The 21,051-nt window shown below is 61.8% G+C and carries 19 protein-coding genes and 1 rRNA gene; 13 read left to right on the top strand and 7 right to left on the bottom strand.

Annotated elements, in window-relative coordinates; genetic code table 11:
* Positions 1-3: 3 nt before the first annotated feature.
* Together O1W68_RS19405 and O1W68_RS19400 are read right to left on the bottom strand one after the other, a co-directional pair.
* Positions 4-1,428: an MmgE/PrpD family protein gene (locus O1W68_RS19405; RefSeq protein ID WP_269306356.1), complete on the bottom strand. Its 1,425-nt coding sequence runs from the start codon at positions 1,426-1,428 to the stop codon at positions 4-6.
* Positions 1,425-2,237 (bottom strand): cyclase family protein, encoded by an 813-nt coding sequence (locus O1W68_RS19400; protein WP_269306354.1) that lies wholly within the window; start codon positions 2,235-2,237, stop codon positions 1,425-1,427. Before O1W68_RS19400 ends, O1W68_RS19405 begins: the two co-directional genes overlap by 4 nt.
* 164 nt (positions 2,238-2,401) lie before the next feature.
* Between O1W68_RS19400 and O1W68_RS19395 the strand changes: the two genes are divergently transcribed.
* Positions 2,402-3,757: an MmgE/PrpD family protein gene (locus O1W68_RS19395; RefSeq protein ID WP_269306352.1), complete on the top strand. Its 1,356-nt coding sequence runs from the start codon at positions 2,402-2,404 to the stop codon at positions 3,755-3,757.
* 23 nt (positions 3,758-3,780) lie between these two features.
* Here the strand turns inward: O1W68_RS19395 and O1W68_RS19390 are convergent, their stop codons facing one another.
* Genes O1W68_RS19390 through O1W68_RS19380 form a run of 3 tightly spaced genes read right to left on the bottom strand, consistent with a single transcriptional unit; the run spans position 3,781 to position 6,748 of the window.
* Complete coding sequence (locus O1W68_RS19390) at positions 3,781-4,875, bottom strand: galactokinase (RefSeq protein ID WP_269306350.1); 1,095 nt, start codon at positions 4,873-4,875, stop codon at positions 3,781-3,783.
* Positions 4,872-5,969, bottom strand: coding sequence for a galactose-1-phosphate uridylyltransferase (gene galT, locus O1W68_RS19385; protein ID WP_269306348.1), 1,098 nt, complete (start codon positions 5,967-5,969; stop codon positions 4,872-4,874). Before galT ends, O1W68_RS19390 begins: the two co-directional genes overlap by 4 nt.
* Entirely contained in the window at positions 5,966-6,748 is a 783-nt protein-coding gene (locus tag O1W68_RS19380) for a DeoR/GlpR family DNA-binding transcription regulator (RefSeq protein ID WP_269306347.1), read from the bottom strand. Before O1W68_RS19380 ends, galT begins: the two co-directional genes overlap by 4 nt.
* Before the next feature lie 153 nt (positions 6,749-6,901).
* Here O1W68_RS19380 and O1W68_RS19375 point away from each other — a divergent pair, with 153 nt between their 5' ends.
* From O1W68_RS19375 to O1W68_RS19340, 8 genes are all read left to right on the top strand, one after another.
* A complete protein-coding gene (locus O1W68_RS19375; RefSeq protein ID WP_269306345.1) occupies positions 6,902-8,608 on the top strand; it encodes a sodium:solute symporter family protein in 1,707 nt (568 codons plus the stop codon).
* A 25-nt stretch (positions 8,609-8,633) separates the two neighbouring features.
* Positions 8,634-8,921 (top strand): hypothetical protein, encoded by a 288-nt coding sequence (locus tag O1W68_RS19370; RefSeq protein WP_269306343.1) that lies wholly within the window; start codon positions 8,634-8,636, stop codon positions 8,919-8,921.
* 174 nt (positions 8,922-9,095) lie between these two features.
* Positions 9,096-9,350, top strand: a complete 255-nt coding sequence (locus O1W68_RS19365) for a BatC protein (protein WP_269306341.1) — start codon at positions 9,096-9,098, stop codon at positions 9,348-9,350.
* Positions 9,347-10,606, top strand: coding sequence for a cupin domain-containing protein (locus O1W68_RS19360; protein ID WP_442972417.1), 1,260 nt, complete (start codon positions 9,347-9,349; stop codon positions 10,604-10,606). Before O1W68_RS19365 ends, O1W68_RS19360 begins: the two co-directional genes overlap by 4 nt.
* Positions 10,603-11,481: a sucrase ferredoxin gene (locus O1W68_RS19355; RefSeq protein ID WP_269306339.1), complete on the top strand. Its 879-nt coding sequence runs from the start codon at positions 10,603-10,605 to the stop codon at positions 11,479-11,481. The genes O1W68_RS19360 and O1W68_RS19355 overlap by 4 nt, the downstream gene beginning before the upstream one ends.
* A 69-nt stretch (positions 11,482-11,550) precedes the next feature.
* A complete protein-coding gene (locus O1W68_RS19350) occupies positions 11,551-11,967 on the top strand; it encodes a VOC family protein (RefSeq protein WP_269306337.1) in 417 nt (138 codons plus the stop codon).
* A gap of 29 nt (positions 11,968-11,996) precedes the next feature.
* Positions 11,997-12,407 (top strand): DoxX family protein, encoded by a 411-nt coding sequence (locus tag O1W68_RS19345; protein ID WP_269306336.1) that lies wholly within the window; start codon positions 11,997-11,999, stop codon positions 12,405-12,407.
* Between the two features lie 94 nt (positions 12,408-12,501).
* Positions 12,502-13,497 carry an MBL fold metallo-hydrolase gene (locus tag O1W68_RS19340; RefSeq protein ID WP_269306334.1) on the top strand — a complete coding sequence of 332 codons (996 nt, stop codon included), beginning with the start codon at positions 12,502-12,504 and terminating at the stop codon, positions 13,495-13,497.
* On the opposite strand, the gene O1W68_RS19335 is transcribed toward O1W68_RS19340, so the two are convergent.
* Positions 13,455-14,540, bottom strand: coding sequence for a DNA polymerase IV (locus O1W68_RS19335; RefSeq protein WP_269306333.1), 1,086 nt, complete (start codon positions 14,538-14,540; stop codon positions 13,455-13,457). The two genes, O1W68_RS19340 and O1W68_RS19335, sit on opposite strands and share 43 nt — an antisense overlap.
* Before the next feature lie 81 nt (positions 14,541-14,621).
* On the opposite strand from O1W68_RS19335, the gene O1W68_RS19330 reads away from it, so the two are divergent.
* From O1W68_RS19330 to O1W68_RS19315, 4 genes are all read left to right on the top strand, one after another.
* Positions 14,622-15,287: an SIMPL domain-containing protein gene (locus tag O1W68_RS19330; protein ID WP_269306331.1), complete on the top strand. Its 666-nt coding sequence runs from the start codon at positions 14,622-14,624 to the stop codon at positions 15,285-15,287.
* Between the two features lie 15 nt (positions 15,288-15,302).
* A complete protein-coding gene (locus tag O1W68_RS19325) occupies positions 15,303-16,430 on the top strand; it encodes a hypothetical protein (RefSeq protein WP_269306329.1) in 1,128 nt (375 codons plus the stop codon).
* A gap of 40 nt (positions 16,431-16,470) precedes the next feature.
* Positions 16,471-19,743, top strand: a complete 3,273-nt coding sequence (locus tag O1W68_RS19320; RefSeq protein ID WP_269306327.1) for a DEAD/DEAH box helicase — start codon at positions 16,471-16,473, stop codon at positions 19,741-19,743.
* A gap of 179 nt (positions 19,744-19,922) precedes the next feature.
* Positions 19,923-20,675, top strand: coding sequence for a YqjF family protein (locus O1W68_RS19315; protein ID WP_269306325.1), 753 nt, complete (start codon positions 19,923-19,925; stop codon positions 20,673-20,675).
* Between the two features lie 250 nt (positions 20,676-20,925).
* Here the strand turns inward: O1W68_RS19315 and rrf are convergent.
* A 5S ribosomal RNA gene (gene rrf, locus O1W68_RS19310) occupies positions 20,926-21,042 on the bottom strand.
* Between the last annotated feature and the right edge of the window lie 9 nt (positions 21,043-21,051).

Below are 21,051 nucleotides of genomic sequence, written 5' to 3'. Positions count from 1 at the left end.
TCACTACCGAGTGACAGTACCGATTCTCCTCAGCGGGGCGAGCAGGGTGCCGATGTCCGTCAGATCGGGCAGTCCATGGCACCGCTCGGCCAGCTGGGCCACATCCGATTCGGACATGAACGGTCCGGCGTTCGCACGGAACTTCGCCGAGACCTCCTCGAAGGACAGTGGTCGCTCGGGGCCACCTCGGGTGGTGAGGACTTCCTCGACCACCGTGGTTCCATCGGTCAACGTTGCGGTCAGCACTGCCGGGAACTGGTGCGGGAAGATGGCGTCGCAGCGAGCATCCGGAACCACATCGACTTTGGCCATCAGTGCTCGGCGGTCCTCGGCATTGGCCAGTTCGTCCGAATAATCTTCCAACGCTGCTCCGAGCCCGCCGCCGCCGAACATGCCCACTGCAAGTGCATACGGTCCGCTGAACTGGGCCATGTATCCCGTCGTCGGTGTGCGCTTGACCTCGATCGGCTCACCGATGGTTCGCAGGTTCGCCGCCGGCACGCCGAGAACCAACTTCTCCACATCGGACGGTGCGATGCCACGATTGCGAAGTGCAGCACCCGCGTCGACCGCAGCATGAGTGAAGTGGTTCGCCGGGTAAGGCTTGAAGAAGATATCGGGTACAGCCCAATCCGTTCCGAGGCCGTCGACGATCTCCGACGCCCGGCCCGGTTGGTGCAGCCACGCTTCGAAGAAGCCGAATCGGCCTTCGAGCACGGTCGGCGGGCCGGTGATGCCGTGTCGCGCAAGTCCCGCGGCAGCCAATGCCGAATGTGCTGCCCACCCGCAGTGCATGCGCTTGACGGTGCCGCCGGTGCGGTTCGCCTCGATGATTCCCGACGCCATCGACGCAGCGATTCCGAGAGTGTCGACGATCTTCGCTTCCGATGCGCCGCCGATGACGGCAGCTGCTACCGCTCCACCCATGGCGCCGCAGATCGACGTCGCGTGCTGACCGTGCTCGAAGAACACCGAGTTCTGGGTCTCGGGGTCGAAACCTGCCATCCCGATCCGGACACACACTTCCAAGCCGATCGCTATGCCACGAACCAGCGTTCGACCGTCGGCACCGTGTTGTTGGGCCGCCGCCAGTGCGGCAGGTACGACGGTGGCGCTCGGGTGCAGGATCGAGGGCAGGTGGGTGTCGTCGAAGTCGAGAGAATGTGCCAGCACGCCGTTGACGAAGGCAGCCATCGGTCCCGGGAGGGCAGCCTCGACGCCTACCGCGAAAGCCTTTGCCGCTCCGCCTTGCTCGGTTGCCCAGGCTATTGCGGCGCGGCTGGTATCGAGATCGGTCGCCGCAATGGCGATACCCAACGTGTCGAGTACGCGCATTCCGACGCTGTCCACGACTGCGTCGGGCAGGTCCTCGAACGTGGTCCCGGCGGCAAAGCGCGCCAGGTGCTGGGCAAGAGTGGTATCGGTCATGAGTTGGTCACAGCCAGCGGTCGAACAGGGGAACCTGTAGCGCCGAAGATGTTGAGCGGGACCAGCACGAAGGTGAACTCGTACTGCTTCTTCGTGGACAGTTCTTCGAGGTCGAGCGCTTCGATGATGTAGATCCCGCTCTCTACGAGAAGAACTCGGTGGGCAGGAAGAAGTGCGTGCCCACCACCTGGCGCGAGCTGTTCGAACGCGATCGTGTCGGCACCTGCGGCATGCACCTTCTTGGATGCGAGCCACTGCGCGCCTGCTTCGCTGACGCCGGGAACTCCCGAAGGACCCCCAACGTAGGGTTGGCCCTCGTCGAACAATTGACCCCAACCGCTGCGGATCAGTACGACGTCCCCCTCGGACACCGCTACCCCCTCCGCGCTCGCGGCCGCTTCCAAGTCGGCAACGGTGATCTCGTATCCGCCTTCGCAGCGGTCGATTCCGAGCACCGATGGAATGTCCAGTAGGACGCCGCGCCTGACCATCGGTGCAATGGTATGAACCCCGTGCTCGACATATTTTCCACCGATGCAGGACTGGCCTGCATCGGCGCCACCGTGCAATTTGCCGTCGTGTGAGACATGCGCGAGCGCGTCGATGTGGGTGCCGACGTGCGTCCCGGTCGTGATCATGTCGTTGGCAGCGCTACCGCCGTCCGATCGCGTCATGTCGCCGTGACGGCGAGGCAACGTATGCCAGAACTGTGGGTGATTGGGCGATTGCGGCATTCCCACGCGCAATTGCCGACCCAGGTCGACGATCTGTACCCCAGCTTGAACTGCCTGGAGAAGTTGATCGGACATTGCGTTTGTCTCCTTCGCTCGCAACATGAACGGCTGATGAGTCGTGCCGTTCCGCTCAACGAAACGATGCATCGAGGGTGGCTGCCGTGCTTCACAGGCTAGCATCGCTGGTCTTTTAATCTCCGTTCATTGACCACACCAATCGGAATTCGTACAGTTGACCGATGACGTCCGACCCTACGTTCCTTTCAGCGGAACGTTCGACAGCATCACTGGCAAGGATGGTGTGCGAACTGCGCGACGGGGATATCCCACCCGAACTCAGCGAGCGCGCTCGGTCGATCCTGCTCGATCTGCTCGGCGTCACCATTGCCGGCGCGCGCACGAACGAGCTGCGAGCATTGTCGGCCACCTGGCGACTGGAAGAAGGTAGAACCCGCACTCTGGGAAGCAGAATCGAAACCACGGTCACCGCGGCAGCCGAACTCGACGCGATAGCGGCGTGCTGCCTCGAACTGGACGAGGGCAACAAGTACGCCGCAGGGCACCCGGCAGCCCACGTGGTTCCCGCCGCCATAGCCGCGGTCCGGATGTCCTCGACGCCCGTCGACGGCCACGCATTCCTCGCGGCGGTCGTTGCAGGGTACGAGGTCGCGGCAAGGTTCGGTCACGCTCTCACCCGCGACTCGCGATGGCACACGCACGGCCATTGGGGCGCGACGGGAGCCGCTGCCGCAGCGGCTTGCATCTGGGGCGCCGACGCCGACCGAGTCGCCGCCGCGATCGACGCATCGGCGGCGTTGATCCACGTATCTCCCTGGGGCGTCGTGCTGGAGGGAAACTTCGCTCGAAACTTCTGGATCGCAGGCGCAGTTCGTGCCGGACTCGATGCCGCACGGCTGTCCGAGGCTGCGCTGGTAGACAACTCGGGGGCGCTTGTGCATTCTCTCGGCGACATTGTCGGCACCCTCGACTACCCCCGCCTCACCAACGACCTCGGCGCACACTGGCTCACCATGGAGGGTTACGCGAAACAACACGCAAGCTGTTCCTACACCCATGCCGCCATCGACACCGTGCAGAGCCTGCGGGCCCATGCACCATGGAACGCCGAAGACGTCGAACATGTTCGGGTACGGACACATTCACTGGCGGCACCACTATTTCAACGTCATCCCACAACACGACTCGGTGCGATGTTCTCCCTGCCGTTCGCGGTCGCAGCCGCATTCGTCACCGACAGAATCGACACCGAAGCCCTCGACCCCGCGGGGCCGGTGTTCACGATCGCCGAACAGTTCAGTAATCGAGTACACGTAACCGCAGCAACAGAATTGGATGAACTGCTGCCCCGACGTCGATCCGCCGAGGTCACGGTCGTCCTACACAGCGGAGAGGAAATATCCGCGATGACACCGAATCCGGTCGGCGACGTCGACCATTTTCCGATGGACTACCCGGCAATCGAAGCAAAGGTCGCACAGCTCATCGGAGAAGTGGATACGGCCGCTCTCGTAGCGGTCGTATCGAGCATCGCCGACACCACCGATGTCGCAGAACTGTTCGAGCGTCTCCCCTAGCAGGTTCAGCGCTCAACCTCCGCTCACGACCATGACGCGCCCGCTCCCGCTCTGGCCGTGAATACCGTAGGGGCCGGGAAGCCGCCGCGGGTGATGTCGTCTTCGATGGCGCCGGCAATCGCATCGACATCCTCGGCGGGAACGATCGCGATGACGCAGCCGCCGAAACCACCACCCGTCATCCTCGCACCCAAAGCACCGTGACGTACGGCGGAATCCGCGATCAGGTCCACATGCGCGGTCGTAATCTCGAAATCGTCACGCATCGAGGCATGCGATTGCGTCATCAGCTCACCGACCTTACGAAAGTCCATCGCCCGCAGCGCCTTCGCGCAATCGAGCACACGCTGGTTCTCACTGATGATGTGCCGCACGCGGCGGCGATCCACCTCGTCATCGATACGCTCCAACAACGCTGCGTCGTCGTCGCCTTGAACCCGTCGCAGCGAATCAACGCCCAAAGCCGCCGCAGCCCGTGTGCACGATTCCCGGCGCGATGCGTACTCCCCGGTGGAATGACGGTGTGCCGCATTGGAGTCCACCACCAGCAAGGTGAGCCCATGGCCAGCGAGATCGAAGACCACCGGCGTGACGGAAGAGTCCTCGAAGTCGATGAGCAGTGCTCGATCGACTTCACCGTGCAGGGACGCCAGCTGGTCCATCGACCCGGTGGGGGCTCCGACGAAATCGTTCTCTCCGTGTTGCGCGATACGGGCCACTTCGAGTAGTTCCAGATTCGTCCCGGTGGCTGCGTTGATTGCAAGTAACACAGCGCATTCCAGCGCAGCGGAGGAGGACAACCCGGCACCGATCGGCACGTCGCTCGTCACCGACATAACGCCGCCGACCACCGGCTGCCCCGCTGCCTGGAGTGCCCACACCACCCCAGCCGGGTAGGCAGCCCAGCCTTCGACCTCGCCTGCCTGCACTTGTAATGCGAAGGTGGACCTGCCGACCTCCTGAGTGCTCCCGACCGTGATGACATCGGAGCCGTCCGGCTCGAATCGGACCGTGGTGCGCTCTTCCAGGGCAATCGGCATTGCGAAGCCCTGGTTGTAGTCGGTGTGCTCACCGATCAGATTGATCCGCCCGGGCGCCCGCGCCACCACTACATTCACGAAGCCAACCCCTTCAATCGATCAGCCATCTGTTCCGGAGTGACATCTGTGATGAAAGCATCCATCGCCGATTCCGACCCGGCCAGAAACTTGAGCTTGTTCGCAGCTCTTCGCACCGACATCAATTCGATATGGAAGTATCCGCGTTCCTGGCCACGGTCTGGCCGGAACTGGTGCAGCGCCGAGATGTACGGCAACGGAATCGGATACATCCGATCGAATCTCCCGAGCACATCGAGATAAACGGCAGTGAGATCGTCCAGTTCATCCCTCGACAACTCTGTCAGGTTGTGCACGTGTCTGTTCGGGAAAATGTGCACTTCTACCGGCCATCGCGCTGCGAATGGAACGAACGCCGTGAAGTGCTCGGTTTCGACGATGACCCTTGTGCCTTCGTCGAGTTCGCGAGCGAGTATGTCGGCGAACAGATTTGTGCCCGAGTTCGCTTCCGCGAAACGCTCCGCTCGGCGCAACATGGACGTACTTCGAGGCGTCAGGTACGGGTAGCCGTAGATTTGCCCGTGCGGATGAGACAGCGTCACGCCGATCTCCTCGCCTCGATTCTCGAAACAGAAGACTTGTTCGACGCCGCCCAAGCCGAACAGCGTTTCGGTACGTTGTCGCCATACGTCGAACACCAGTCGCGCGTGCTGGTGACTCAGCTCGGCGAACGACGTCGTGTGATCGCTGGAGAAACAAATGACCTCGCACCGGCCGATTCCGGGAGAGGACACCGATCCTTCCCGCAGGACCTCGGCTCCGTCCCCGGCATGAGACAAACTGGGAAATCGATTCTCGAACACTACGACGTCGTAGTCCGCCGCAGGCACCTCACTCGAATCACCTCGAGGTGACGGGCACAACGGGCACTGATCTGCTGGCGGCTTGTACGTCCGATCCTGCCTCAGTGCGGCCACCGTAACCCAGTCGCCGGTCTGTCGGTCCAGGCGAACTTCCGACGCTGTGGTCGCGGACCTCGCCGCCAAGGGACGCAGATCCGGTACCGGGAGAGGAGCGTGACCGGGCAGCGAGAAGAACAGAATTTCTCGGCCGTCGGCGAGCACGCTGGTGACGGGCTCCCTGCGCTCGCTCATAACTTCTCCGTCTCGGCCACGAGGATGGTCTCTAGATGTGGTGCAAGCAGAGCGCGGTCGGACGCGCCGAGCCCATCGTCGACGACGAGGGTGTTCACCGCCGAGATCGGTGCGAACACGTTGGTCCCTACCTCTCGGTGTTTGGTGTTGTCGGCAAGTACGAAGAGACGCCGACCGGTTGCGATGAGTCTCCGATTGGTCTCTGCTTCAGCAATGTTCGGTGTGGTCAGGCCAGATTCGACGTCGAATCCATGAACGCCCAGATAGACGGCGTCGACACGAAAAGCGGCGAGGGCGGCGTCAGCTATGGGTCCGACAAGCGCGTCCGATGGCGTCCGAGAGCCACCCGTCAAATAGACGATCGGGTTGGGTTCCGAGTGGTGACCTGTCAGCTCCTGAAAGATCGAAATCGAGTTCGTGACAACGGTGATCGCTGCCCGGCCGCGCAGCAGACGAGCAAGTTCGAGTGTTGTCGTCCCAGCACTGACGGCGATCGTCATACCGTCCTCGACCGTATCGACTGCAGCCCGCCCGATGGCGACCTTTTCGGCATGTTGACGGGCAGCTTTGGCCGTCGAGAGTGGTTCCTCTCCGCGATTGTTTCTGGCGATCGCACCACCGTGGACCTTCCGTAGAAGTTCCCGCTCGTCGAGAACGTCGAGATCGCGTCGGATCGTCATCTCGGAGACATCGAACAGTTCGGCGAAATCGACCACTTTCACTGCACCGTCGCTGCGAAGCGCAGCGAGAATCTTGGCGTGCCGCTCGGCTGCTAGCATCCGCACCTACCTCTGGATCGGGTGAAACGAACATTACCAAACATTCCTTCTTGAAATATCCACTCTTGATGTAAGTAATTGTTTGGACCTGTTACTTTGTGTTCAGATCGCTCACGCCCGTGAGCCAGCTCACTCGACCAGGGAGGTTGACGCGTGACGTCGAACCTTGCGGCAGAAGGCGCTCTTTCGTTCAACACGAACGCGCTGGACTACGTACTCATCGCCGTGTATTTCGTTTTTGTTCTCGGGATCGGCTATGTCGCTCGACGACAATTGTCGACGAGCCTCGACTTCTTTCTTTCCGGACGCAGGTTGCCGGCCTGGGTTACCGGTATTGCCTTCGTCTCGGCGAATCTCGGCGCCGTCGAGATCATGGGCATGTCGGCCAACGGCGCCCAACTCGGTATCGCGACGATGCACTACTACTGGATCGGCGCCATTCCTGCCATGCTGTTCCTCGGCATCGTCATGATGCCGTTCTACTACGGGTCGAAAGTCCGAAGCGTCCCCGAGTTCATGCGCAAAAGATTCGACGCCAAGGCGCATCTCGTCAACGCCGTCAGCTTTGCCGTCGCGCAGATCCTCATCGCCGGCGTCAACCTCTTCCTGCTCGCAACGGTCGTGAAAGTACTTCTGGGATGGTCACTCTGGGTATCACTGATCGTGGCCGCGGCGATCGTGCTGACCTACACCGTGCTCGGTGGATTGTCTGCCGCGATCTACAACGAGGTCCTGCAGTTCTTCGTCATACTCGCAGCCCTCGTACCTCTGACGATCATCGGTCTGATCAAGGTCGGCGGGTGGTCCGGCCTCAAGGACAAAGTCGTACCTACCGTCACCGACGGGTCCATCACGGCCTCGACGACAGAGCAACTTTCGTCGTGGCCAGGACAAGCGCTCAGCGGTTTCGAGTCCCCCATCCTCTCCATCGTGGGTATCGTGTTCGGACTCGGCTTCGTCCTGTCCTTCGGTTATTGGACCACCAACTTCGTCGAGGTCCAGCGCGCCATGGCGTCGAGTTCGATGTCTGCAGCCAGGCGCGCCCCGATCATCGGCGCCATTCCTAAGATGTTGGTGCCCTTCGTCGTAGTCGTTCCCGGCATGATCGCGGCCGCCGCAATCGGCGACATGATCAACCTCAAGAAGACCGGCACCGGCGACATCACCTACAACGACGCCATGCTGCTGATGATGCGCGACATTCTCCCCAACGGACTGCTCGGCGTCGCGATCGCAGGTCTCATGGCAGCCTTCATGGCCGGTATGGCCGCGAATATCTCGGCATTCAACACTGTCTTCAGCTACGACCTGTGGCAGCAGTACATCGTGAAGGATCGAGAGGACACGTACTACATCTCCGTGGGTCGTGTCGCGACGGTGGCCGCGACTGTCCTCGCCATTTTCACCGCGCTGATCGCGTCGGGTTACTCCAACTTGATGGACTACCTCCAGACACTGTTCGGGTTCTTCAACGCTCCGCTGTTCGCGACGTTCATCCTCGGTATGTTCTGGAAGAAGATGACCCCCGCAGCAGGGTGGATCGGACTGGTCTCGGGAACCGGTGCGGCCATATTCGTCTTCATCCTTTCCCAGGTAGGCGTCATCGATCTGCCCGGGCAAGGAATGCCGTTCGTAGCGGCCTCCGCGGCGTTCGTCGTCGATATCGTCGTCAGCATCGGCGTCAGCATGGTCACGCAGCCTAAACCGGTGAAGGAACTGGTCGGCTTCGTCTACTCGGAGACACCGCGCGAGATGTTCACCGATCCAGAGGACGCCACCAACCCGTGGTACCGACGCCCAGTCCCACTGGCAGGCTTCGCCCTGGGGCTCGTCGTCGTCCTCAACATCGTCTTCCACTGACATCCGATTCGAAAAGGTAACTGCCATGGCCACTCCCGAGAAGACATCACCAGGTCTAGTCGCAAGACTGTTCGACATCCGATCCGTCATCGGCGCTCTACTGGGTATCTACGGAATCCTGCTTACACTCGCAGGCCTGTTTCCCTCGGTATTCGGCAACAAGACTCACTCGTCTCCGTCGAACAACGTCGTCGATATGAGCGTAGGAACAAGCGCCAACCTGTGGGTCGGTCTTGTCATGCTCGCCGTCGCGCTCATCTTCGCCGTCTGGGCAATCGCGCGACCCGCAGTCGTGGGCGCGGCGACCGAGTAATTCCCGCGCACCGTTACTTCTGTGTTCTTGTCTCTTTCCAGGGTTGTGGCCCCAAACCGGAGGGAACATGTAACAGTCGAGAACAGTGTTTGGAATGTGAAAGATTCGTCAATCCACTCGCTGGTACGGGTTAGACCCGTCGATCCTTCTTTACCGTCGAGCGAAAGGTATTCGATGAACATCAACGACGACGACATCACCACAACCGGCGGAGCAGGCGAAGGCCCAGCCGACGGCGGCTCCAACCCCAACGGACATGACGGCGGGGCCGACGGCACGGCTGGCCCCGGCGAAGGCCCAGCGGACGGCGGCTCCAATCCAGGTGGCCACGACGGTGGCGCCGACGGCCCAGCCGGATCCGGTGAGGGTCCAGCCGATGGCGGATCGAACCCCAATGGCCACGACGGCGGTGCGGACGGCGCGGCTTGAGCCTGACAGATATCGACCAGCGCGGACCGGAATTCCGGTCCGCGCTCGGTCGTTTGATATCCGTCGACGGGCGAACCTTCGCCGATGAGTACTGGGGGAAGAAGCCGCTCCTCTCGCGGGCTTCCGACCTCACCGCTTCGTTCGACGATTTGATGACGCCCTCGGCCGCGGACGAACTGATATCGCGTCGCGGGGTGCGCACTCCCTTCGCGAGGATGGCCAAAGATGGCTCACTGCTGGACCAATCCCAGTTCACTTCGTCCGGTGGTTTCGGCGCCGAGATGCCCGATCAGCTCGACTCCGCGGCGATTCTGTCCGCGTTCGCCGCAGGTCACACTCTTGTTCTACAAGGCCTGCATCGGTTGTGGCCTCCCCTGATCGACTTCGTCCGCGATCTGGTCGACGACATCGGTCACCCGTCACAGGTCAACGCCTACATCACCCCGGCCTCGTCTCGGGGATTCGATCCGCACTACGACGTGCACGATGTATTCATCCTCCAGATCAGCGGTGAGAAGCGGTGGATTCTCCATCCGCCCGTGCACACGCACCCCTTGGCCGATCAGCCCTGGTCCGACCGGCGCAGTGCCGTCGAGCAGCAGGCACGCGAGGTGCCCACTGTCGATACGGTGCTCGCGGCCGGCGACGCACTGTATTTGCCACGTGGATGGATACACTCGGCAGAAGCATTGGGCGATACCACTATTCACCTCACCATCGGCGTTGCATCGTTCAATGATTTCGACGTAGCGACCCAGCTGATCGGACTGCTCGCGAATGACGCCGGTCTTCGTGAACCGCTACCCGCCGGCATCGACCTCACCGACTCCGACGCTCTCGCACCGCATATCGACCGAGTGCTCGACTCCATCGGATCGATCCTCGCCGACATCCAAGGCGACCCCGAACTCCGACGCCGCATCGCCAGAGGACTCGCACAACGCTTCGTCGCCGCCACGCGACCCGAACCTGTGCAGCCGCTGAAAACTGTCGCCTTCATGACCTCGCTCGACGCCGACAGTTCGGTGGTGTGGCGTCGCGGATCGACTGCCTCCATCGACGTCGACGGAGGCAAAGTTCATCTCGGTCTTCGCGGCACAACGATCTCGCTCCCTGCCGAGTGTTCGGCGGCGGTGATCCAACTTCGTGCAGGGAAGGTCTGCCGCGTCGGCGATCTAGCCGGCCTGGACACCGAAAGTGCCATCGTCGTGACTCGCCGTCTGCTCCGCGAGGGAGTACTGGTACCGGCGCAATGAGCGGGCCTGGCTGCAGCGACCGCGCCCGCGAGCGCGGTGACGCCTTGGCCGGGTCCGGGTCGCCGGGAAGTCGGTGGTTTCTCGTCGAGATCGACGGCCCCTGGGGACACTCTGCTTTCTTGAATTCGGCCAGGGTGATCGATCCGGACCTCGGTTTGCGCATAGTTCGCCGCATCGAAGGTGCCGGCATGCGCACGCTTGCCATCAGGCGACCTGCTCGGCGGCTGAGCGAGGCCCGAATGAGATGGGCCATTGTCGACTGCGAGGTAGGTTCGGAGTCGATCCTATGGGGTGAGGTCGACGCTTACGAGGCGCTTCTCGATGTTCCACTCGACGGATCGACCGGAGAACCGTCGCCGGATCAGATCGTCGCTGTCTGCACTCACGGCCGCCACGACCGCTGCTGCGCCGTCCGTGGACGGAAGGTGCTCCCGGCATTGAGGGAGCACCACGAGTCGGTGACCTGGGAGTGCTCTCACCTGGGCGGCGACCGATTCGCCGGAACAATGATCGTGTTTCCGCAGGGCCTGTATTACGGCAACGTCGACGACGCCGACGTCGCGACGATCGTCGATCGGCACCGGTCGGGATTTCTCGATCCCCGCTTCCTCCGGGGCCGAAGCTCACTGTCGGCCCAGGTCCAGGTCGCCCAACATCATGCCCGTGCGGCATTGCGCGAGGAAAGAATCGACACTTTGAACCCGCTGTCGACAGCGCAAGACGGCAGCACATGGACCGTAGAGCTCGACCACGACGGCGCTCGTATCGTCGTGACGCTGGAGCAGGGCGTGTCCGAGCCCATCAACACGACCTGCGCGGCAGTGCGCTCCGGCGCCGTCAGAACCTTCGAGTTGATCGACATCGCGATGCCGTAGCAGAAATCCCGCAGGCTGCCCTTCCACCTGCCTACGATGGTCGACGAACCCATCGATAGAGGAGGACACATGCCTACTCGACTCAATCCCTACCTGAACTTCCGCGGGCAAGCACGCGAGGCGTTGGAGTTCTATCAGCACGTGCTCGGGGGTGAACTGACTTTGAGCACCTTCGGGGAGTTCGGGGCCGTCGCCGAACCTTCCGAAAAGGACCAGATCATGCACGGCCAACTCGACTCGCCGAGTGGGCTGACCCTGATGAGTTCCGACACCCCCGCGAGCATGGCGTTGAGCGTCGGCGACAACATTTCCGTCTCCCTCAGCGGCGAAGACGAAGCGGAACTGCGGGGCTACTGGGACAAACTTGTCGTCGGCGCGAAGCAGACGATGGGGCTCGAGAAAGCACCGTGGGGCGATACCTTCGGCATGCTGACCGACAAGTTCGGCATCAGCTGGTTGGTCAACATCACCGGTACCCACTCTTGATCGGATAGCACTGGGTGCACGATGAACCGATGAAGACGATTGCACGTATTCTGCTCGGTTCGTTCTTGATGTTCGCCGGGCTGAGTCACCTGTTCTGGGCGCGTGAGGCGTTTCGTGCCCAGGTTCCCTCGTGGGTGCCGCTCGACGCGGACTTCGTGGTACTGGCCTCCGGCGTAGTGGAGATCGCCTTGGGCCTGGCCCTTGTCGTGCTGGTACGTCGGCGAGTAGCTCTCGGCTGGATCGTCGCAACATTCTTCGTTGCCGTCTTCCCCGGCAATATCTCGCAATTCCTCACTCACAGCGATGCTTTCGGCCTCGATACCGATGCAGCTCGCGGTATCCGATTGCTCCTCCAACCAGTACTCGTGGCATGGGCGTTGTGGTGCACAGGTGCGTGGGCCGCCTGGCGATCGCGGCGATCAGGTGCCCGGGTGCGGTAGTTCGAACAGCACCCGGATGCGACCGCCCGTAACCGCACGGTCAGTATGGAGGTAAGTACAACTGATTACATGAACTAAGCAACGAGGTGGCGTAGTGAGCGATGCAGCAGCAATCGGCGACGGTATCTTCCAGATCCCGGTCCCCATCACGGACAATCCGCTGGGTAACACCCTCGTATACGCAATGGAATCCCCCGGCGGGTTGATCCTGGTCGACGCAGGGTGGGACGACGACAACGCCTGGAACGGCCTGACCACCGGCCTCGAGTCGCTGGGGCATTCGATCACCGACGTCGAAGGCGTCGTGCTGACGCACTTTCATCCCGATCACATCGGACTGTGCGGTCGAGTCCGGGAAGCTTCCGGCGCATGGATCGCAATGCACGAGGCCGATCACTCGCAGTTCGAGGCCATGACTGCCGTTCGCGGCCCGGAGTGGTCGAATCGGGAACTCGAGAACCTCGTGTCTGCCGGCGCCCCTGCTGCCGACATCGAGGCATGGCAGAAGCACGCACCGTCGGCCCCTACCGGGCCGAAGTCTGCCCCGGACCGCGTGCTCACCGACGGCGAGATCATCAAGCTCGCCGGCCGCGAACTCGAAGTCGTCTACACCCCGGGGCACACCCCAGGCCATGTGTGCTTCTATCTACCCGAATCCGACGTCATGTTCACCGGCGACCACGTTCTTCAGAAGACGACGCCACACGTCGGGAACTTTGTCTATCCCTTGGAAGAACGCGACGCGCTCGCTGAGTTCATGGACTCACTTCGACGCGTCCAAACGTTGGACATCACTCGTGGCCTCGGGGCGCACGGCATCCCGATCGACGACGTCGCAGGCCGTGCGGGTGAACTGATCAGCCATCACGGGGAACGACTCGATCACCTGTACGAGGCATTCGGCGACAACGAGATCACCGTGTGGCAGGTTGCCGAACGAATGAAGTGGTACAAGCCGTGGGCGGACATCTCTCCGTTCGGCAAGACCATGGCACTGTCCGAAGCAGCTGCACACCTCCGCCACCTGGTGGCACTGAACCGAGTTGCTCAGGTGCAGGATTCCTCGCCTGCCCTCTTCGCCAGAGTCTGATCGATCGGCGGAGTCATCTCGAGCCGAACACCCAACAGCCTGACCTCTCTCGCATGATCCAGGCGATCGACGAGAGCAGCAGCCGCGTCGACGATCGTGTCAACATCGAACGTCGGCGCGGCGAGCGCTGCTGTGGTGGTGTGGGTTTCGAACGGTGCATACCGAATCTTCAGGGTGACGCGCACCGCCTGCCTCTTCTCGGCGAGTAGATCGTCACGAACGCGGCGGGCGAGTCGGCGTATCTCCTGGCGCACCGCCACCCAATCGGTCAGATTCTGTTGGAATGTCGCTTCGCGACTGTGCGAGCGCGCAACCCACGGCTCCGCCGACACCGGCGAATCGTCGACGCCGCGGCCCTTCGTCCCGATCCACGGACCATTTTTCGAGCCGAACGCGGTGGCAAGTAGCCCATCGTCCGTCGACGCCAGTTCCGATACCGTGGTGATCCCCAGCACCGCAAGCTTCTTCGCAGTCTTCCTTCCGATCCCCCACAGTGCATCGGTTGTTCGCTCCCCCATCACCTCGAACCAATTTTCTTTTGTGAGCATATAAATGCCCTGGGGTTTACCGAAGTCCGTGGCAATTTTGGCCCGCAACTTGTTGTCGCCGACACCCACCGAACAATGCAGCCCCGTCGCCGCGAACACGGCGTCGTGCACCGACCGCGCAAACGACACCGGATCCGCGGTGTCGACCCCGAGAAATGCTTCGTCCCAACCCATTACCTCGACGACGACACCCAGCGATCGAAGCGTGTCCATGACACTCTTCGACGCAGCGGTGTATGCCTCGGCGTCGACGGGCAGGAATATCGCGTCAGGTAGTTTTCGCAAGGCGACTCGTAGCGGCATCCCGGATCCGACACCGAAAGCCCGGGCCTCGTACGACGCGGTGGAGACCACCCCGCGTTCCGTCGGATCGCCGCGGCCGCCGACGACCACCTGTTTGCCCGCCAGTGCCGGATTACGAAGCACCTCCACCGCGGCGATGAACTGATCCATATCGACATGCATGACCCATCGTCGGCTCGCCGAGATCGTCATAAGTTCATTGTGACCCGTCTACCGGCGCACGCGCGTTCCTTTGCGACGATGAACCTCCAGCGCTGTGGAACACTCGCAACCATGGACTCGAACCCCGTCGAAATCACCGTCCTCGGACAGGGCCAGGCCACGTTTGCACCGGAACGTTGCACGATATCGCTGACGGTGAGGTCCGACGGCCGCTCCGCGGAGGCTGCTACCGAGCCCGCCCACCGGTTGGTCCGAGAGCTGACCGAACTCATCGATCCGCTCTACAACCAGAAGTCCGGCCCGATCGACAGGTGGTCTCTCGACCAGGTGCGGCACAGCCGAAATCGGCCGTTCAATCACGATGGCGAGCAACTCCCCTACGTTTATCAGGCCGTAGCCTCCATCGACGTCGAGTTCAGCCAGCTCGATGTCATCGACGCGTTCGTCTATGCGGTGTCCGCGCTCGACGGCGTCGACATCGGCAGCTTCGACTGGACGCTGACCGAGGAGAGCGTGCAGAAAAACACACGGCACGTTCGCAAGCTGGCAGTCCAAGATGCTCTCGACAAGGCCGAGGTGTACGCCCAGAGCGTCGGACTCGTGTCGGTGAAGGCACTGGCCATCGCCGACCCCGGGTTGCTCGGCGTTACCGCAGGACATCAGGACTACGGGATGGCCGCACGCGCCTACGCCGGCCGAGAAGCCGAGGGGTTCGAATTCAAGCCCCAGGACATCGCCCTACGGGCCGAAGTGCACGCGCGGTTCGCCGCCAACTGATCGGACCGTGTTCGCATGAAGGGTCGTATGAAGACCGCAGGGACGCACAGCTCGAAGTGGTCGACTGTCGCTGTCATCCTCTCGATCGTCGCCGCAGGTACCGCCGTAGCGGGCCTGCTCGAAGATCCCGCAACCGACATTGCTGGGTGCGAAGAGGTCGTCCAACCCGAGGAAGCACAACGGATCAACTTCGCGTTCGTCGGCGAAGAGTCCTACGACAACCCCGACCACCCCTGGTTCACCGAAACCAAGGCAACCGCGATGTCCGACGCCCTGGCACAGTCCTTACCAGCCGGAACAGATGTTGCCTTCGATGCTCCAGCACGCGCGCTGTACTTCGGGCCGATCGGCAGCCAGGAAGGAAACCCGGCCGGTGGCATCACGACGGCCCGCGGCACAATCGCCGTCGGCGGCAAGACCGGCCCGTTGACAGTCTCGGTCCAGAAGTCCGACGAGCCGCCCGGCCCGTGCTTCGAGGGATACATCGACGAGCGACGCACCCTCGACGACGGCACCGTCGTCGATCTCCGCAAGGGCGCAGTGCGCGCATACACGCCGGAGGGAACCTCGATCGATGCCTCGGCCGACAACACGCTGACCATCGAGCAACTCCTCGACCTGGTCACCGCGCCCGGCTTGCGAGTGTCGACGCCGGTTCCTGCTGCGACCGCAGGTGCGCTTGGCATCTGCACGATCGACTCCGTCTCCTCGACCGCACCACCGATCGACGAGAAGACCACTCGGCGACTCAACGACGTGCTCGACGCAATTCCTCTGAGCGGCTTGCAATTCGACCGCCGGCTCGGATCGTTGCTTCCGGAAGAATGGATGACCGGAGGAGTATGTGAGACTCTGCACGCCGTCGGTGGCGCGATGGAACTGACGGTAGAAGTGATCGGAGGTCAACCGTTTCCGCCGGCAGTGGGCGGGGTTACTCCGCGCATCCCGCCCGACGGACTCGTCGTCGAACGCTCGACGAAGTCGTCGACCGGGCAAGGAAACGACATGACACCACGGACCGACATCGTGACAGTAACCAAAGCATCCGGCACGCGAATTGTCGTACGTTCTTCCGGCGCGGAACCCCTCCCCTTCGACGTCCTCGAAACGATCGCCACTGCTGACGGCCTCGATGTGACCTGAGCCTGCGACCTGTCGGAGATCACGCCTACCATGGGTAACCGTGACCATTCCTACCATGGACGAGCTAGAAGTCGACGCCCTCGAAATCCGCTTCGGGACCGACACGTTCACGCGCGGATCGAAATACTTCGAGGAGGGCAGGGTTGGGCAGGTCACGTGGGATAGACGGGCCTCCACACTGTCCTCTCGAGTACGGGGCAACCGAGCCACCCCGTATTCGACAGTGGCCACCATGTCGACCCGGATGGGCGCCATCGTGGCCGTGGAATACGGCCGTTGCAATTGCCCCGTCGTCTTCAACTGCAAACACGCCGTCGCGCTGATTCTGCAGGCAAAAGCCGACAGCGTCCGAACGCCGACGCGCGGACCTGTGAACACAGCGGGCCATTGGTCACAGGTGCTTGCATCCGTCATCTCCGCCAAGCCCGCCGAGCTCGACAGGCCGAGCAGCGGGCGCATTCGCGTGGGGCTTCAATTGGGCTTGGAACCGTCGGTCGACCGAGCCGACGCAATTCGACTACTGGCCCGCCCGGTGATGTTCAACGAGCGTAAAGCCTGGGTCGGCGGCGGCGTCTCGTGGTCGTCGCTGCCGTCCACCACGGATCGACGCGTCCAGCGTCAGGTCGACATTTTGCGGGAGCTGTATGCGCTTCATCAAGTGCGCTCGCGTGGGCGCTCGGCATACTCGTTCCAACGGACCGACTCCGCGACGATCGACCTCGCAGACATCTCCGGTCGGCTGCTGTGGGATCTGCTGGGCGAGGCACGCGAAGTCGAACTTCCGTTGATCAACGCACATCGCATACTCGGTGAAATCCCTTGGCCAGGAGAAGGAGAGTTCACCGTCGACATCACTTCCGGTGATTCCGGATCCCTTTCCGTGGTCGGCCGAATCACCCTCGACAGCACTATAATTCCGCCCAACCGTCGGAGCTTCCTCGGCAATGACGGTTCAGGGATTGTGTACTGGGACGACGAAGCGCACACAAACCACGCAACCCGCGAGTTTCGACTCGCGCGGTTGTCGAGGCCGGTCCCGTCCGCGCTTCGACGGATCGCCACGACCATCGACCCCATCGAGATACCGTCCTCGGATCGTGCAGACTTCACGACGAAGTATCTTCCTGCACTCGAGCGAGCCAGCGATGTCGTATCTTCGGACGGCTCGTACACCGCACCCGTCGTCACCGGGCCCGAACTCCACATCACGGTGACCCACACCGGAGACAACCGACTGACGTTCGCCGCCCAGTGGCGCTACTACCTCGACAGTGCCGAACTCGACTATCCCGCAGACGTTTACAGATCAGCCGAGGGAATTCGCGATCCCGACTCGGAGGTTGCGTTGCTGCGCAGAGTCCTTCCGGTACTGAGCCGACCCCCTGGCAACGAATTCATCTCGTTCACTGCCGTCGGCATCGCGGCCGGCATCCTGGTCACCGACCAGCTACCACTCCTGAACGAGTACGACAACGTGTATGTGACGACTGTCGGTGAGCTTCCAGATTTTCGCAATGTCAGCGACGACGTCGGCATATCGTTGTCCACCAACGCAATTCGAGGAGACAACGACTGGTTCGATCTCGGCATCGCAGTCACTGTCGACGGCACCGATGTCGAACTCGCCACGGTCATTACTGCCATTGCTCGCGGCGAGACCCACCTGATGCTCTCCGACGGCCGGTTCTTCTCACTGGAGCGCTCTTCGTTGCTCACCCTTCGACGGCTGGTCGAAGAAGCGCGGTCGTTGCAGGACAACGTGAACGGACCGTTGAGAATCAGCCGATACCAAGCCTCGCTATGGGAGGAGCTCGCCGAACTCGGTGAAGTGACTCGTCAGGCAACAGCGTGGCGCGAGCAGGTCACAGCGCTGTTGAAACTCGATTCGATCCCCCCTCAGCCCGCTCCTGCGGGTATAGGCGCTCAGTTGCGGCCGTACCAGCTCGAAGGCTACTCATGGCTGCTCTTCCTGTGGACCCACGGTCTCGGCGGAATCCTCGCCGACGATATGGGGCTCGGCAAAACAATCCAGGCGCTGGCGATGATCACCAAGATTCGAGAGAGCGGAACATTGCCGGCCCCGTTCCTCATCGTGGCCCCTACGAGCGTGGTGCACAACTGGGCAAAAGAAGCAGAAAAGTTCGCGCCCGACCTCAACGTGGTCACGGCCGGTGAAACCCGAGCACGACGGCGAGGCCCGGTGGGCGACATCGCTCTCGGTGCCGACATCGTCGTGACGTCCTACACAGTCTTTCGCCTCGACTACGAAGACTTCGAAGCAGTGTCCTGGTCAGGGCTCATCCTCGACGAGGCGCAATACGTCAAGAACCACAAGAGCAAGTCCTACCAGTGCGCTCGGCGGCTGTCCGCTCCATACAAGCTCGCCATCACTGGCACCCCGATGGAGAACAACGTCATGGAGCTGTGGTCCTTGCTGTCGATCACCGCACCCGGACTCTTTCCCTCACCGAAGAAGTTCACCGACAACTACCGTAATCCCATCGAAAAAGACGGTGATACCGAACAGCTGAGAACCCTTCGGCGACGCATCAAGCCGCTGGTACTACGACGGTCGAAAGATACTGTGGTGCAAGATCTTCCCCCGAAGCAGGAGCAGACCGTCGAGGTCGACCTTCATCCACGCCATCAGCGCGTCTACGAAACGCGGTTGGCCCGGGAGCGTCAGAAGATACTCGGGCTGCTCGACGACTTCCAACGCAACCGGGTCACGATCTTGCAATCACTGACCACTCTGCGTCAGCTCAGCTTGGATGCTTCGCTGGTCGACGAGAAGCACTCGGACATACCCAGCGCCAAGATCGACGAGCTGGTCGATCAACTACACGAGATCATCGAAGGTGGCCACCGAGCGCTCGTCTTCAGCCAGTTCACCAGATTTCTGGCATTGGTACGAGACCGCCTCGAATCCGAAGGCATTGCTCTTGTCTACCTCGATGGAAGTACCCGAAACCGTGGTGATGTCGTCGAACGTTTCCGAAGCGGGGAAGCACCTGTGTTCCTGATAAGCCTCAAGGCCGGCGGCGTGGGCCTCACGCTCACCGAAGCCGACTACTGCTTCGTACTCGATCCCTGGTGGAATCCCGCGACCGAGGCGCAAGCAGTCGACCGTGCTCATCGCATCGGTCAGGCGCGCACCGTGTTCGTCAACCGCTACGTCGCACGCGGCACCATCGAGGAAAAGGTCATGCAACTCAAGGAGCGCAAGGCCAAACTCTTCGCAAGTGTCATGGACGACGGCGGCGCCTTTGCCGGCGGACTCACAGCAGACGACATTCGCGGGTTGATCGAGTAGGCACTGGCGGAGGGGAGTGCGTTGGTAGGTTCCCTCCCCTCCGCTTCAATGGTCCATTCATACGATCAGATAACTTGTGGGCGCCATTCAAGCGGCAACACATCACGATTGACACCGACAAACGAACAGATCGACCGCCGGAGTTCGTCCACCGTCTCGTCCACGCCTAGGCTCGAGATGTGGACCGACATAGTGCACAACGCCTCTGGCCCCGGCCGCCAATTCTCCCGCGACCGATCTTGATGGACCAGCGCTGGGAACGTGTGGTGTTCCTGCACTGGAGGATCCCGAGTGCCGTCGTCTCTCCGCTGCTGCCCCGAGGCTGCACACCGGACAAATTCGACGGCTCGTCTTGGGTTGGTCTGATCGGTTTCGAAATGGCCGGAGCCGGATTCGGATACCGCCGACCAGTCCCCTACTTCGGGACCTTCCCCGAAATCAACGTTCGGCTGTACTCCATCGATGGCGAGGGACGGCGCGGAGTGGTCTTCCGATCATTGGAAGCTAGCCGGCTCGCAGTGGTCTTGGGAACCAACCTGGCTCGTGTTCCGTATCGGTGGGCGTCGATGACAATCGACGACGACAAATCCACCATCAGATACCGAAGCAGGCGCCTCATTCCACCACACCGCGGCGCATCGACCGACTTCGCCGTCGCGCGCGGATCTCGTGACATGTCAGACGACCCGCTGGCCCAATTCCTCACGGCACGTTGGGGTTTACATACATCGGTCGCCGGCCGGCTCATGTATGTGCCGAACCTGCACAGCCGCTGGAAACTACTCGACGCCGAGCTGACTCATTTCTCCGATCAGCTGATCGAGACTGCAGGTCTACCGAGCACCGCCGGCAGATCACCGGAATCGGTGCTGTACTCGGATCAGGTCACAACACAGTTCGGACGGCCCTACGCGGTGCGTGCTTTCGGTTGATCGACCCGCTGACGACTTCCAGACAGTTCAGGCCGCTCAACTGATCGTTTGAATGGTCCATTCATACGATCAAATAGCGTGGAAGCGCCATCGAAGCGACAGTGGCGACGATGCCATCGAAGCGACGATCAAGCACCCGTGTGAATGCACCGACGCTTTCGCTGCAGCGGGCGGCAGCAAAAGAAAAAAAAGGGGGGATGAACACAGAAAAGCCCCCAACCTGACGGTTGGGGGCTTCACTGCAAAATATGTTCGGCGGTGTCCTACTCTCCCACACCCTGTCGAGTGCAGTACCATCGGCGCTGGAGGGCTTAGCTTCCGGGTTCGGAATGGGACCGGGCGTTTCCCCTCCGCTATGGCCGCCGTAACTCCATGA

The organism is Rhodococcus sp. H36-A4 (genome assembly GCF_027158005.1).
GTDB lineage: Bacteria > Actinomycetota > Actinomycetes > Mycobacteriales > Mycobacteriaceae > Rhodococcoides.
Note: the sequence above shows the minus strand (reverse complement) of the source record. Positions and strands in the feature narration are given on the sequence as shown.